Origin of the sequence: Halovenus halobia, from assembly GCF_051414135.1 — an archaeon.
GTDB lineage: Archaea > Halobacteriota > Halobacteria > Halobacteriales > Haloarculaceae > Halovenus > Halovenus halobia.
Genome location: NZ_JBLKOA010000001.1, coordinates 754,930 through 768,341, shown reverse-complemented (window position 1 = coordinate 768,341; position 13,412 = coordinate 754,930). Strand labels below are relative to the sequence as shown.

The 13,412-nt window shown below is 61.0% G+C and carries 14 protein-coding genes; 5 read left to right on the top strand and 9 right to left on the bottom strand.

Annotated elements, in window-relative coordinates:
- Window positions 1-21: 21 nt before the first annotated feature.
- A complete protein-coding gene (locus ACMGFM_RS04210) occupies window positions 22-720 on the bottom strand; it encodes a TMEM165/GDT1 family protein (RefSeq protein ID WP_436901191.1) in 699 nt (232 codons plus the stop codon).
- Window positions 721-968: 248 nt separating this feature from the next.
- A complete protein-coding gene (locus tag ACMGFM_RS04205) occupies window positions 969-1,241 on the bottom strand; it encodes a DUF7553 family protein (protein WP_436901190.1) in 273 nt (90 codons plus the stop codon).
- A 138-nt stretch (window positions 1,242-1,379) separates the two neighbouring features.
- Here ACMGFM_RS04205 and ACMGFM_RS04200 point away from each other — a divergent pair, with 138 nt between their 5' ends.
- The gene (locus tag ACMGFM_RS04200; RefSeq protein ID WP_436901189.1) at window positions 1,380-2,117 is read left to right on the top strand and encodes a PH domain-containing protein; all 738 of its coding nucleotides are present in this window, start codon (window positions 1,380-1,382) and stop codon (window positions 2,115-2,117) included.
- Window positions 2,114-3,610: a PH domain-containing protein gene (locus tag ACMGFM_RS04195; RefSeq protein ID WP_436901188.1), complete on the top strand. Its 1,497-nt coding sequence runs from the start codon at window positions 2,114-2,116 to the stop codon at window positions 3,608-3,610. The genes ACMGFM_RS04200 and ACMGFM_RS04195 overlap by 4 nt, the downstream gene beginning before the upstream one ends.
- A 39-nt stretch (window positions 3,611-3,649) precedes the next feature.
- On the opposite strand, the gene purB is transcribed toward ACMGFM_RS04195, so the two are convergent.
- Window positions 3,650-5,032 (bottom strand): adenylosuccinate lyase, encoded by a 1,383-nt coding sequence (purB, locus tag ACMGFM_RS04190; RefSeq protein WP_436901187.1) that lies wholly within the window; start codon window positions 5,030-5,032, stop codon window positions 3,650-3,652.
- An 87-nt stretch (window positions 5,033-5,119) separates the two neighbouring features.
- Here purB and ACMGFM_RS04185 point away from each other — a divergent pair, with 87 nt between their 5' ends.
- Window positions 5,120-5,566: a UPF0179 family protein gene (locus ACMGFM_RS04185; RefSeq protein WP_436901186.1), complete on the top strand. Its 447-nt coding sequence runs from the start codon at window positions 5,120-5,122 to the stop codon at window positions 5,564-5,566.
- Window positions 5,567-5,629: 63 nt separating this feature from the next.
- Here the strand turns inward: ACMGFM_RS04185 and ACMGFM_RS04180 are convergent, their stop codons facing one another.
- The 5 genes from ACMGFM_RS04180 to ACMGFM_RS04160 form a co-directional block, all read right to left on the bottom strand.
- On the bottom strand, window positions 5,630-6,439 hold the full coding sequence (locus ACMGFM_RS04180; RefSeq protein ID WP_436901185.1) for a M14 family metallopeptidase: 810 nt from the start codon (window positions 6,437-6,439) through the stop codon (window positions 5,630-5,632).
- A 54-nt stretch (window positions 6,440-6,493) separates the two neighbouring features.
- A complete protein-coding gene (locus tag ACMGFM_RS04175; protein ID WP_436901184.1) occupies window positions 6,494-6,862 on the bottom strand; it encodes a DUF2237 family protein in 369 nt (122 codons plus the stop codon).
- 37 nt (window positions 6,863-6,899) lie between these two features.
- Entirely contained in the window at window positions 6,900-7,607 is a 708-nt protein-coding gene (locus tag ACMGFM_RS04170; protein WP_436901183.1) for a DUF1028 domain-containing protein, read from the bottom strand.
- A gap of 62 nt (window positions 7,608-7,669) precedes the next feature.
- Window positions 7,670-8,197 carry a Holliday junction resolvase Hjc gene (hjc, locus tag ACMGFM_RS04165; protein WP_436901182.1) on the bottom strand — a complete coding sequence of 176 codons (528 nt, stop codon included), beginning with the start codon at window positions 8,195-8,197 and terminating at the stop codon, window positions 7,670-7,672.
- Between the two features lie 26 nt (window positions 8,198-8,223).
- A complete protein-coding gene (locus tag ACMGFM_RS04160; RefSeq protein WP_436901181.1) occupies window positions 8,224-9,672 on the bottom strand; it encodes an LVIVD repeat-containing protein in 1,449 nt (482 codons plus the stop codon).
- A gap of 110 nt (window positions 9,673-9,782) precedes the next feature.
- On the opposite strand from ACMGFM_RS04160, the gene ACMGFM_RS04155 reads away from it, so the two are divergent.
- Together ACMGFM_RS04155 and ACMGFM_RS04150 are read left to right on the top strand one after the other, a co-directional pair.
- On the top strand, window positions 9,783-10,736 hold the full coding sequence (locus ACMGFM_RS04155) for a LolA-like protein (RefSeq protein WP_436901180.1): 954 nt from the start codon (window positions 9,783-9,785) through the stop codon (window positions 10,734-10,736).
- Window positions 10,737-10,739: 3 nt separating this feature from the next.
- Window positions 10,740-12,029, top strand: coding sequence for a hypothetical protein (locus ACMGFM_RS04150; RefSeq protein WP_436901179.1), 1,290 nt, complete (start codon window positions 10,740-10,742; stop codon window positions 12,027-12,029).
- 1 nt (window position 12,030) lies between these two features.
- Here the strand turns inward: ACMGFM_RS04150 and ACMGFM_RS04145 are convergent, their stop codons facing one another.
- Window positions 12,031-13,410, bottom strand: a complete 1,380-nt coding sequence (locus tag ACMGFM_RS04145) for an FAD-binding oxidoreductase (RefSeq protein WP_436901178.1) — start codon at window positions 13,408-13,410, stop codon at window positions 12,031-12,033.
- Window positions 13,411-13,412 lie beyond the last annotated feature (2 nt).

Here is a 13,412-nt window from a genome sequence, read left to right as displayed (position 1 = left end):
CAGAAGAGCGTTCCGTCCCACTCAGAACAGCGAGGTCACGACATCGGCAAGCGAATTCACGACTGTCTCCCAGACCGAAAAGCCAGTCGTCACTGCGAGCAGCGTGTCCGCCGCGAAGAACGCGAACAGCGCGGCACCGAACATGTGTGCCTTCCGCAGGTCGAACTTGTGCGAGAACGTGTGGAAGAAGTAGGCGTTGGCCAGGCTAACTGGGATGATAACGAGCATTTCGCCGAGCCAGATACCAGGATGTGCGCCGTAGCGTGCGGCCAGCGTAATCGTAATGAGTTGGGTCTTGTCGCCGAACTCGCCAGCGGCCATCATCACGAAAATCGGCAGGAACCCACCGAGAACGTCCGGCACCTCTCGGCCAAACAGCGTCACATCGAGGTCGTGACCGGCCGCGACGCTTCCGCCGTCGGTTGTAACTGGTTCCTCGCCAGGGGCGGGCATCGACCGCCACAACAACACCGCAAAGACGGCGAACAAGACAACGGTAATCAGGTCGAGATACACTCCCGGAATCACGCTCTGCAGGGCGTTACCGAACAAAATTTCGAGTGCCGTCCACCCGGCGAAGGCCGCGCCTGCGGCGGAGACGACGAGCAGTGGGTGATACCGTGTCGACAGACTCGCGATAATAAACTGCACCTTCTCGCCCGGCAGAACTGCCAGTTGGGCCCCCGCGGCGACGACAACCACCGTCAGCAGATCAGCCATGCACGCTCACTCCGATAACGACACTCACTACGTATGTTTAGACCTATCTAATTTGTAAATCCTTCGTTGGCAAAGAATCAATTATGATGGTCCCACTGGCTCGCCTCGTCGCGATGTCGGCCGACAGGCCCTGAAAAAATTCGATACCCCTGCTGGTCAACGCGCACGCTGTGAACTCAGTGCAACCCCCGACGCGCTCACAGAGCCATCGCTGGAGCGGGGTACGGCCGCGGGTCGACACCGAGGCGCTAGACGCCGTCGATAGTTTCGCGGTATGCGCTCAGTTCGTCACGGGCGTCAGACATCGTCGCAGCGACGTCGTCGGAGACGTCAGCCTTGACCTCGTTGATCGCGGCCTGAATGCGTGCAATTCGGCCGTGGTCGGCTTCAGTCTCGCTCTCAGCGAGGTTCGCAAGCTGTTTGGCCAGCTCTGAGAGGCGCTCGCCGGCCGCTGTATTGTCTGTGGCTGCGGCTGCTGATTCGAGATGATCGCTCGCAGTTGCGAGTTCTTCTCGTGTCATACGTGACACTGCGATACGACTATGAAAATAAATTGCGGTGCGCGGGCCGGCCTGAGGAGTGTCCACAAGCGGTTGTCCCGGGTTGCAAAACCACCGGCACCCGGGGACTTAACAGCCTACCGCCGTTAATAAACGATAATGACTGACGGAGGTGACGGTGCCCGTGGTACAGAGGTCGAGGGGGCCGGAGAACCCGACAACGACTCGCTCGCCTCGTCCCGGGCTGACGGCTCGGTCGCCGAGAACGGACAACAGCCCTCCGCGGCGAGTGGCCACCAGGGTGAATCCGACTCGGCCGACGAGCGTACGACTGCGACCGATTCCATGCTGGCCGAACCAACTCGGTCACGACTGGTGAAAGCCCAGGCCCGCACCGCAAAACTCGAGCGTGGACCAATAACTGAGTATACGACAGACCGGCGCTCACTGGCCGGCGTGGTCCGCGTCCAGTGGGGTATCCGGACGACGATTTTTGCAATTATCGTGGGACTGATTCTGGCGGCTATCCTGCAGGCCTTCTCGGCACCGCCGGTGTTCGGGCTGGCGGCGATTGGGCTGTTGCTTGGGGTTGGACTCGTGTGGGTTGTTCTGGCCTATCGTGTCTGGGTCTACCAGATTCGTGACGACTCACTCTATCTCGAACGCGGTGTCATCACCCACGTCCGGACGATTGTCCCCTACGTTAGAATCCAGCACGTGGACACGAGTAGAAGCGCGCTCGAACGAGCGCTGGGGCTCTCGACACTTGTCGTCTACACCGCCGGCTCCCGCGGTGCCGACGTGTCCGTTCCCGGATTGAAACCCCAGGAGGCACGCGACCTCCAGCAACGGCTCAAAGAACTGGCAATCGAGGCTGACGGCGACGACGCGTTATGAAACTCGACTACCGCTCGGTCCCGTACCGGATACTGCAAAATGCGACCCGTATCGGCGGGTTTCTGGTCATCGGGCTGTTCACCGGGAGCAGCACAAGCGCCGCCTCGTTACTCGGATTCCTTCTGATTGGGCTCGTCCTCGTCGGCCTCTGGGAAGCCGCTGAGGTCCGCGTTTACGAGTATCGCCTCGACGCCGATACGTTCGATATCTCCTCGGGTGTGGTCTCACGCCGCGAGCGAGAGATTCCGTTCGACCGCATCCAGAACGTCGATATCGCACAGAACGTCCTCCAGCGAGCGCTCGGCATCGCGGAAGTCCGTCTGGAAACCGCAGGCGGTGGCGGCGAGTCAGAGGCCCGCCTGCAGTACGTGAGCCGTCAGGAAGCAACCCGCCTACAGGAACTCATCAGCAAGCGCAAACGTGGCGATGTCAGCGAGCGTGACCCCGGTGCTAACAACGATATCCTCTTCGAGTTGGACCGGCGCGAACTCGGTATTCTTGGGCTCACCTCGGCCAATGCTCGGCTGTTTGGACTCGTCTTCGGACTGTTCGTTATTGTCTCTCCGGTTGCTGCCGAACAAATCTCACCGCGGCTGAGCATTCTCCTGTTCTTGGGTCCTGCGGTTGCCGTTGCCGGACTGGTATTGCTGTGGCTCGCCTCCGGCGTGCAGGCAGTGCTGCGGTACTACGGCTTTCGACTGTATCGCCACGACGAGGAACTCAGGTACAAGCGCGGGCTACTCCAGCAGTACGACGGGACGATTCCACTCTCGAAAATTCAGACGCTGATGGTGCGGGAGAACCTCCTCGCCAGAGCTGTGGGCTACGGCAGCCTCTCGATTGAAACCGCTGGCTACGCGCCCGGGCAGGACGAAAACGTCGAGTCGGCCGTCCCGATTGCGAAACTCGGCCGTGTCTTCGAGCTGGCCCGAACCATCGAAGATATCGGCGAACCGGAGTTCACCCGCCCCCCGAAACGGGCCCGCCTGCGCTACGTTGCTCGGTATACCATCGTCGTCGGGTTGTTGACCGCTGTTGCCGGCGGCATCCACCTCTGGACCGACGCCGTTCCGTTCTGGTTCGCCGTTGCCGGGGTGTGGGTGCTCGTGCCCCCTGCTGCACACCTCAAGTGGAAGAATATCGGCTACTCGGTCGGCGAGAAGTACATCATCAGTCGCGTCGGATTCTGGACTCGCCGGACAACTATCGTCCCGTACTACCGCATCCAGACCGTGTCGAGTTCGCAGTCAGTCTTCCAGCGCCGTCGTGACCTTGCGACGCTGACCGTCGATACAGCGACCTCCGGCGGGTTCTGGGGTGGTGACGCAATCGTTCCCGACATCGATAGCGAGCTAACCGACCAACTGCGCGAGCAGAGCCACGACAGCTTCCAGCGCTCGATCGTCGAGCGCAAGTCACGACGCACTCGCTCCGCCAGCGCCACCAGGGACGCGGACAAAAGCGACTCCGAGCAACCAGTCGCTCCTGAGTGACCACACGTTCGAGACTGCACCGTTCGAGAAGCGTCGACCTCACTCCAGTTGGTCGACCAGTTCGTCCGCAACACCGGTGTAACCAGCCGGTGTCAGTGCTTGCAGGTCCGAGCGAACCGATTCCGGGACATCGAGGTCTGCGAACAGCTGCTTGAAATCATCGAGCGTTACGTGCTCGCCACGGGTGAGTTCCTTGACCTGCTCGTAGGCGTCGGTGTGGCCCTCCCGACGGAGGATGGTCTGAACAGCCTCGCCGATAATCTCCGGCGTGGCCTCCAGGTCCTCGCGCATGACCTGCTCGTTCGGGACAACCTTCCCCAGTCCGTTGCCGAGTTTCTCGTAGCCAATCAGACAGTGGGCAAATGCTGCGCCAATGTTGCGCTTCACCGTCGAGTCAGAGAGGTCACGCTGGAGTCGAGACGTAGTCACGTAGTCGCACAGGAAATTCAGGTCAGAGTTCGCTTTCGAGAGGTTCCCTTCGCTGTTCTCGAAGTCGATTGGGTTCACCTTGTGTGGCATGGTCGAGGAGCCAGTCTCGCCCTCGACGGCCTCCTGTCCGAGGTACCGGTCCGAGATGTACAGCCACGCATCGAGGTCCAGATCCAGCAGCACGTTGTTTGCCCCCTGTAGTGCGTCGAAGACTGCCGCAAGGTCGTCACAGGGGTTGACCTGTGTGGTGAGCGGTTCGTGTTCGAAGCCGAGTTCGGCGACGAACTCGCGACCGAAGGCGGGCCAGTCGACCTCTGGATAGGCTGCATGGTGGGCGGCGTAGGTACCGCTGGCACCTGCGAGTTTGCCCGACAGGTCTTCCCGAGCGGCTTCGAGACGGCCGATTGCTCGACCCAGCCGCGAAGCGTAGACTGCCATCTCCTTGCCGAAGGTGGTCGGCGTTGCTGGCTGGCCGTGGGTCCGTGCGAGCATCGGCACGTCACGGTACTGCTGAGCCAGTTCGACAAGTTCGTCGCGGCGCTCGTGGAGTGCTGGCAGCAATACGTTCTCGATTGCGCCGTCGACGAGCAGGCGATGAGCGAGGTTATTCACATCCTCACTCGTCAGCCCGAAGTGAATCCACTGGTCAGCGTCCATATTGCTGGGCATCCGGAGGCGAATGAAGTATTCCACGGCCTTGACATCGTGATTCGTCGCGCTGTACTCGCCGTAGCCTTCTGTTTCGAGTTGCTTGATCACTGCCGCGTCCGACCCGTCGAACGATTCGTACAGGTCGCGGAGTGACTCGCGGTTGTCCGCAGAAATCGAGAGGGGCACCGCCGATAGGTCGGCGAGTGCGATCAGATACTCCACTTCCACCTGGACGCGCCCAGCCATCAGCGCCTGTTCGCTGGCGTAGGGCGTCAGGGGTTCGGTGTACCGCGCGTATCGTCCGTCGAGCGGTGAGACTGCCGTCAGTGGCCCGCGATTCATATCTGTTGGTGGGTCCCGGCTCGGAAAAGGCCTGCCGGTCTGTCTCGCACCCGGGAGACTTAATCGCCTGGGCGGCCATCTCCCTGTATGGGTACGCTGACACTGATCGGAACCAGACTCGCGACCGAGGGCGAGGAGTTCGTCTATCAGGGCGAGGCTGACGCGTGCGAGGGCTGTCCGTATCGCGATCAGTGTCTCAACCTCGACGTTGGCCGACGGTACGAGGTTACGTCACTCCGCGAGAACGCAAACACGCTGGACTGCGCTGTCCACGATACTGGCGTCACGGCTGTCGAAGTGGAACCAGTCGGGATGAAAGCCAACGTTCCGAGTGCAAACGCCTATTCTGGGAGTATGTCTGCGCTCGGCGGAGAATGTCCGCATACTAGCTGTCCGAGCCACGAGTACTGCGTTCCGCTCGGCGGCGACCAAGACAAGGAATATCGTATCGCGTCTGTCGAGGGTGAGCCACCACACGAGTACTGCAAACTCGACCGCGACCTCACGCTCGTCGAACTCGAATCTCCCGACTAGTCCGCGTGGGGGTAACTGCCGTGTTGCTGAGAGTGGAAGCAGTCACTTGCCGTTCGAATATCGTTACTCGGCCAGCTTGTCGAACTCCTCGACAGTGCCAAGCAGCTGTGCGGTGTAGCCGAAGACAGCCTCGTAGCCATAGGGCGACATGAGTACGGGATAGAAGGGTTCGTCGGCGCTTACCTCGCGGTCGTCGGCAGCGGCGAAGGGCTCACCTGCGGCAACGAGCTCGAAGTTCGACGCGTAGACGCTGTAACTGCTCGCTTTGTCTTTCGGAATCTGGCGGTCCAGTCGGAACAGCGGCGCAGGCTCCCTCCTCGCGCGGTCGACTGGTGAGAGCGCACCGGTTGCGCCGAGAAACTCACGAACCAAGCGGCTCGCGTTCTCTGTCGCCTGTTCGGAGCCCTGATAGCCACACTCGACTTCGATTGTTGTCGGGACTGCGTCGAAGAGCCGACCGTCGGAGTGACTCCCGACATCGACGACGGCGTCAACTGAGAGACCTTTCAACACCGGTGTCACGCGGTCGTCTGGTTCGTGGATGAGTGCGAAGGTTCCGTCGTACGACTGCGTCGAGTGCATCGAGAAGGTGAGACAGTCGTCGAGTTGCTCGGTGAGTCTGGCGGCGAGTCTGGACTCGTGGGTCGGCCCGTCTGGGTCACCGGGGAAGGCCCGGTTGAGGTCCTCTTCGAGATAGCGCCTGTCCGCCTCGATTGCTTCTTCGTTGACGATGATGAACTGGACGGCGCGTTCGAACTCTGGTGGGTCCGCGAGAATCCGCTCGATTGCGTTGACACCACAGGGTTCGTCGCCGTGGATGCCACCGACCACTGCCAGTTCTGGCTCCGTTCCACCGAGACACTCGACCCGCATTCACTCGGTGCTATGGCGTGCAGGGTTATGAACCCTAAAAATTTCTGCCGAGAATCAGCCCTCGTACTCCCGAAGCGTCTCCGCCGCAACCTGTGAGAGTGCGGATTCGTTCGTCGCTTCCAGCACCACCGGCGGGGCGACACCAGCCTCCTTGGCTTCGACCCACCGGCCAACGCAGAGACACCAGCGGTCGCCCGGGTCCAGTCCGGGAAAGTCGAACTCAGGGCGTGGCGTTATCAGGTCGTTGCCCTGCGCTTTGCTGTATTCGAGAAACTCCTCGGTGACGACCGCACAGAGCTCGTGACAGCCCCGGTCCTGTGGGTGCTCGTGGCAGTAGCCATCCCGGAGGTAGCCGGTCTGGGGGTCGCTGCTGCAGGGAAGCAGTTCCGTCCCGTAGACGTTCTGTTGGTCGGAATCACTCATGGCATCCATTCAGGTCCGGAGAAACAAGTGTCCCCGGTCACATCCCGCCCTCGTCGTCCTCTTCGTAGGCCTCCTCGTACCGTTCGAGCGCCATCTCGTAGCTCTCGGTGGCCAGTTCGATGCTCTCCCGCATGTCGGGGATCGGCGTCTCAGTCGCGTCGACGCGGATGTCGTTGTACGCCGGTGTTACTGGCTCGTCTTCAGTCTTGGCGACGCGTATAGCTGCGCTCTGGACGTGCAGTTCTTCGCGTTTGTCCCCACCCTCCTCCTGTCCGGCGGCGAGACAGTCGAGCAGACGCTTTGCCAGCGGACGGCCCTCGTCACGAGTCGCTTCGTATTCCTCGGCGACAGAACTGATGACTGCTTCGCCAGTCAGCAGATTTCCGGCGACAGTGAAATTCTCACCGACGTGGTCGCCGTACCAGTCTTTACACTCGTCGCCAGAGAAAGCGAACTCGCCGTCGTGGCCGACGCCGTGGAGTTGGCGCTGCGGTTTGCCGTCGTCGGCCGACAGCAGCGCGTCGAGAGCGTCCTCGACGTGTAACCCGTCGGCCAAGTACTCGATTCCCTTCTCGCCAAGTTCGACGTTCACGAAACTCTGTGTGGCCACAGCGCCGTGTTCGTTGACGAACGGACAGAGGTTGCCGACTCCGGCCAGCCGAGTTGTGACGGCAACGCCAAACCTCGTCTGCTCCTCTCCAGATTCATCCTCGTATTCCTCACGGACACAGATGCTGAATGTCACAGCTACGCTCTGGGTCGCCAGCGCAAAAAATCCGCCTCCGCCTGTCGGCGTACTAACTCGTCTCAGGAGTCGAGCATCGCCACGCCATCCTCTACAGAAAGGTCACCACGCTCGATTGCTTCGAGTACCGGTCGCACGTCTGAAGACGAGTCGCCGTCGTCATCCTCCTCGGCCACCTCGTCGAGCGTCACCTTCTCCGAGTGGCCAGTTAGTTCGTCGAAATCGACCCCGTCGGCGAGTGCTGTTTCTTTCTTCACACGATAATTTCCGCCGTCGGTCTGGTAGAGGTCGTCAGGGTGGAAGAAATACCAGTCCTCGCGGTCGAACCTGACAGCAATGCGGGGCTTTGCGCCGAAGTTCCGCGAGAAATACACCAGTGCGTACACCTCTTCACCGGTGAGATAGATGGGGTCGCCGGCGGAGGATTTGGCTTCGATAGAGTAGAACACCTCACTGTTGCCGGCGAGTACGTCCGGGAGTTCACGCTCGGTGGCGCTTCCGCTGGCGGGCGCGCGCATCACCGCAAATCCAGCCTCGTCGAGTTTGTTGACGAGTTCGCGCTCCCGGCGGTCCCCTTTGGCGTTAGACATTGAATCGGTATCGGCGGGCGACGGTCTTAAATTCGGTCCTCGCCGTCTCCGGATTCGCCGCTCAGGCGACCACCGAGGTAGCCCACACCGGCAAGCCCCGCAATGGCCGCCGGAAGTCCGAATCCAGGGCCGCCTGCGTCTGAATTACTCTCGTTGCTGTCGGTGGTCGGCTCCTCCCCGTCGCGGACCGTCGCGTTCCCTTCTGGCGGCTCACCGTCGGCCAGTCCCGGGAAGATGTACAGTCCTTCTCGAACGTCAGGTGGGTTTTCGGTGAGAATATCCGACACGTTTGCGCTCGTCGCCACGAACGTCTCCCCAGCGCCGTGGGCCGTCCAGAAACTCGTCTCTTCCGATTTTTGCCACCACGCAATCTCCTGTGGGTCTGTCGGGTCACTCACGTTGTACACCTTTACGCCGCCGTAGTACCACGACGTGTACAGCACGTCTCCGGCGAAATCGAAGTTGTGCGCCGTGGTGAACGGCCCCCTGCGGGTCTGGTCCGGTCCCTCGGGTGCGTCGATTCGTGCCAGGTGTTGTGGGTCCGACGGCGTCGACACGTCGTAGAGGTCGATTCCGCCCGGGCCGCCGGCCCTGCTGCCATTGGTTTCGACCGCCCACGCTTCCTGGCCAACGCCGAGTAGGTCGCCAGCCTCGTTGACCATCGTGTAGTGTGCGTTCCCTGGCGGTTTCACCGACTGGACGAACGCCTCGTTGTCGGACCACGCTGTCAGGTTGTCCAGGCTGTATTCGGTGATACTGGCGAGCGCCGTCGGTGCGGTTGGGTCACGGACGTCGACAATCCACGTTCCGGCGTCCCAACAGGGGATATACGCAATTCCGTCGTGAACAGTCACGTCGTGGAGGCTCCGCGAGGGTGGTGACACGTCGGCATACCCTGAATCGTACGATTCCAGTGACCAGCGGCCAACTTCTTGTGGCTGGTCGCCAGTCACGTCGAACAGCACCAGCGGGTTCGAGGGCGCGGCACTGCCCGTCAGATAGGCGATGCCGTCGTCGAGATACACATTGTGGATGAAGTAGCCGCCTGACAGTGGCGTGTCCAGTGATTTGAATGTCAGTTGTGTCGGCGACGTCGGGTCGGCCACGTCGAAGAGTGCAAACCCGTGGGCGAGTTGGGGGTCGTAACTTCCCGGACCGGCGACCAAGAGTCGGTCTTCAGAAACCCACAGGTCCAGCACTTTCCGGAACGTCTCAGGCGTGCCAGTCTCGATATCTCGTCGCTCGGCCACGACAGTTGGTGTGGTTGGCTCGGAGATGTCGACAACGACAAATCCCGCATCCACAGCCACGTAGGCAAACTCGCCCTGCACAACCGCGTCTCTGGCCTCTGGTATCTCGACAGACCCAACGGGGCCGAAATCCGTGTCACCTTCAGACTGACTCGCGCCCGCGACGCCCAGTGTCAGGCTGGCGAGTGTCCCCGTGCTGGCACCCAGAAACGCCCGTCGATGCATACCGAGGGCGAGGGGCGTCCCAGCAAATAAATTGGCGGTCAGCGTTTCTCGGACAGCACCAACTGCCAGAGACGAAAGCCTTTATGACTGAGTTATCAATACTCTCGCATATGATAGCGTTTGGACGGTCTGAGACGAAACGGTTGCTGGCGGTGTTTGCCATTGTTCTGTTGGTTGTAACCGCTGGCTGTGCCGGCCTCGCGCCTGACGACACAGGTGACAGTACCCCTGACACGGACGGCCCCGACAACGACGATACGAACCAGACTGACTCAGACACTGACGATTCTGACGACGGAACCGACAATGAATCTACTGCAGGTGAGTCCGAGACAAATCTTGGGACGTTCGGTGACCTCGACCCGGCCGAGACAGACAAAACGGCCGAGCAGTTACTCGCCGAGAGCGCCGACCAGCTCGCTGCGGTCGACAGCTACCGACTGGACCAACAGGTCGTGAACATCCAGCGACAGAACAACCAGAGCCAGACGGTTCGACTCAACCAGACCGCACGGGTCGACCGGACACAGCGACGTGTCGCCGCGCAGGGAACGACAACTACAGAGCTTGGTTCGACCTCAGTCCAGCGGTACCTCCTGAACGGGTCGCTGTACGAATCGAGCGAACGAATTGCCCAGCAACTCGGCAGCGAGTGGGTGCAGACCAATGTCAGCAGTCAGTTCGACCAGATTTTCAGGCAGTTCGACTCTGCTCAACAGGCCGAGTCGCTGTTTAGAAACGCCTCCGCGACAATTGAAGGTCAGACCACTATCGACGGTCAGCGGGTGTATGCGGTCAACGCGACGGTCAATCTCACGACTGTGGCCAACACTCGACCGAACATTGTCGGTGCAGACGAGTTCCAACTCAACGTCTGGGTCTCGGCGGAGAGTTCGCTCCCACTTCAGTTGGCCGAAGACTCCATCCTGCGACTCTCGACCAGCCGAGTCGAACTCACCCAGGAGACAGATAGCGTCCTCCGCTTCCGGTTCGAGGATGTCGATATCTCACTGCCGTCGGAGGCAGAGGGTGCCCCTCTGACGAGTGAACTCACAGCTCAATAGGAGATGACTGCTACGACACGTCGACACGCCCTGGTGTTGATTGTGCTCGCAGTTGCTGTCGCCGTCAGCGGCTGTCAGGCTCCAGGCGCAAACACTGGTCCGACGACCCCAGAAACACCTGTAAACGACACGGAGACACCAGACGCTGGCGACGGCCCGTTCCCTCTTTCTGACCCAGTCAATATCACTGTCGACGGTGCCCCAGTCGAGCCTGACCCGGGGCTAATTCACGACCGGCTGCAGGTCCTGCTGGAGACAGACACACCTGCACCGGAGCGGATTCAGTCCTACAATAACACCACAGGATTCGCCAACTCAGCACCGGGTGGCCTCCAACTACCATCTCGGTTCTTCCGGGTTGTCGGCTTCGAGACGGGCCCCGTCGAAAATACGTTTATCGACCGTGTCGGCAACGGCTACACACTGGGACTTGGCAGCGTCGCCGTGTACGTCAGTCCGAACGCGACGCGCAACGAGGCCGAGATGCTGCTGGCTCACGAGCTCACACATTACATCCAGTTCCAGAACGAACGCCAGCAAGCGCTCGCTGCTGAGCTCGATATCCAGACCGTCGACGGCAGCTACGTACTCCGGAGTCTGCTCGAAGGACCCGCAGTGGTCGCGACCGACAACTATCTCCGGGAGTTCAGTGAGAATGGGACGCTGAACAGTCCGTACTACGACCGCGAACAAAAGCGATACCCACCGGGGCACATCGGTCGCTGGAGCAACAGTCGGTACCAGATTGGCACCGACTACGTCACGAGCCAAATTGGCTCGCTGTCGGATATTGGTGAGATTTACGAGGACCCGCCAACCCGGAGTCGGGAGTTACTGGACCCTGACGCCGGACAGCGACCAGCGCTCGCCACCGTACTCGAACACGACCGCGAGCAAATCTCCTCGAACCGGCTGGGTGCCGCGTTCACGAGATTCGGTCTCGAAAGTCACGTCGACCCGAGCCGTGCCGAGGCTGTCGCCGAGGGGTTCGGCACGGACACGCTGTACCAGTACAGCTCCGGCCAGGACACATACGGCAACTATGTGTGGGTGACGCGGTGGGAGAGTGAGGCTGACGCCGAGCGCTTCAACGCGACGATTACCGACTATTTCGACGCGCGCGGCAACCAGACGACCGAAGGCTGGCGACTCTCAGAACTCGGTCTGACGGTCGAAGTTCGGTCTGCGGGGGCTGATACTCGCGCGCTGGTTGTTGGCTCAGCGTCCTTCGTCGACGAAACCGTCATCAGCGGGAGACAGGGTGCCGTGACTATCGAATCAGACGAGGGGTAACTCACTCCTCGTCTGGGAAGATCTTTCCTGGATTGAGAATTCCATTCGGGTCGAGTGCGTCCTTGATCGAGCGCATCGCCGCAACCGTTTGTTCGCCGTGTTCGCTGATCAGGAATTTTCGTTTCCCCTGGCCGATGCCGTGCTCACCTGTCGCGGTGCCACCGACCTCGATGGCACGGTCGACGACTTCGGCGTACAGTTTCTCGCCGCGGGCTAACTGGTCTTCGTCGTCGGTGTCGACGAGCACCGTATAATGAATGTTCCCGTCGCCCGCGTGACCGAAGCAGGGTGTCATGAGGTCGTACTTCTCGCCGAGTTCTTTGATCTCTTTGACCAGCGCGCCGTATTTGCTAATCGGGACGGTGATGTCACCGGGATGGAGTGGCTGGCGGTCGGGGTCCCACGAACGAACGGCAAAGGCCAGGTCCTTCCGGGCCTGCCAGAGGTCGCCCATCCGCTCTTCGTCTGCCATCTCGAACTCGATGCAGTCGTGCGTTTCGAGGATCGACCGGCAGAAGTCGATTTCTTCGTCAATTCCGTGGTTGGCGTGGAATTCGAGAAACACCATCGGCGAGTCTGGCATGTCTGCGCCGGTGTAGGCGTTGGACATCATCGCCGACTCCTGGTCGATCAACTCGATTTTCGCCACGTCGACGCCGGACTGAATCACGTCGGTCACGGCCGCCGAGGCGCTGTCGAGGTCCGGGAACAGCGCCCGCCCGCCCTTGATCTGCTCTGGGCGACCCGCGAGTTCGAGCGTCGCCCGCGTGACGACGCCAAGCGTTCCCTCGCTGCCGATCATGAGGTCTCTGAGGTTGTACCCCGAGGAGGTTTTGACGGCTTTCGAGCCTGCTTTGATAACTGACCCATCGGCGAGGACAACTTCGAGTTCGAGCACCCAGTCGGCGACTTCGCCGTACTTGACGGTCTGCATTCCGCTGGCGGAGTTTGCGATCATTCCGCCGATAGTCGAGATATCTCCCGAGGAGGGCAGCGGCGGGAAAAAGAGGCCGTGTTCTCCCGCAGCCTCCTCGATTGCCGGCCCCATCACGCCCGGTTGCAGGTCGATCTGGAAATCTTCCGGGCGGATATCGAGTACATCGTTCATTCGCGTGAGGTCCATACTGATTCCGCCTTCAGCGGGGACAGCGTTCCCCTCCAGTCCCGTGCCTGCGGCATACGGTGTGACCGGAATCCCGCGGTCGTTGGCCGCGGAAAGGACCGTCGCGACCTCTTCTGTGGTTTTCGGATAGACAACGGCGTCTGGGAGCGTGCCGGTGGCAGTGCCCCAGTCAGTCGAGTGTTCCTCGAGTGCGTCCTCGCCGGTTGTCACCTGCCCATCCCCCAGTGAGTCGGTCAGAAACGTCGTATCCAGTGCCATGG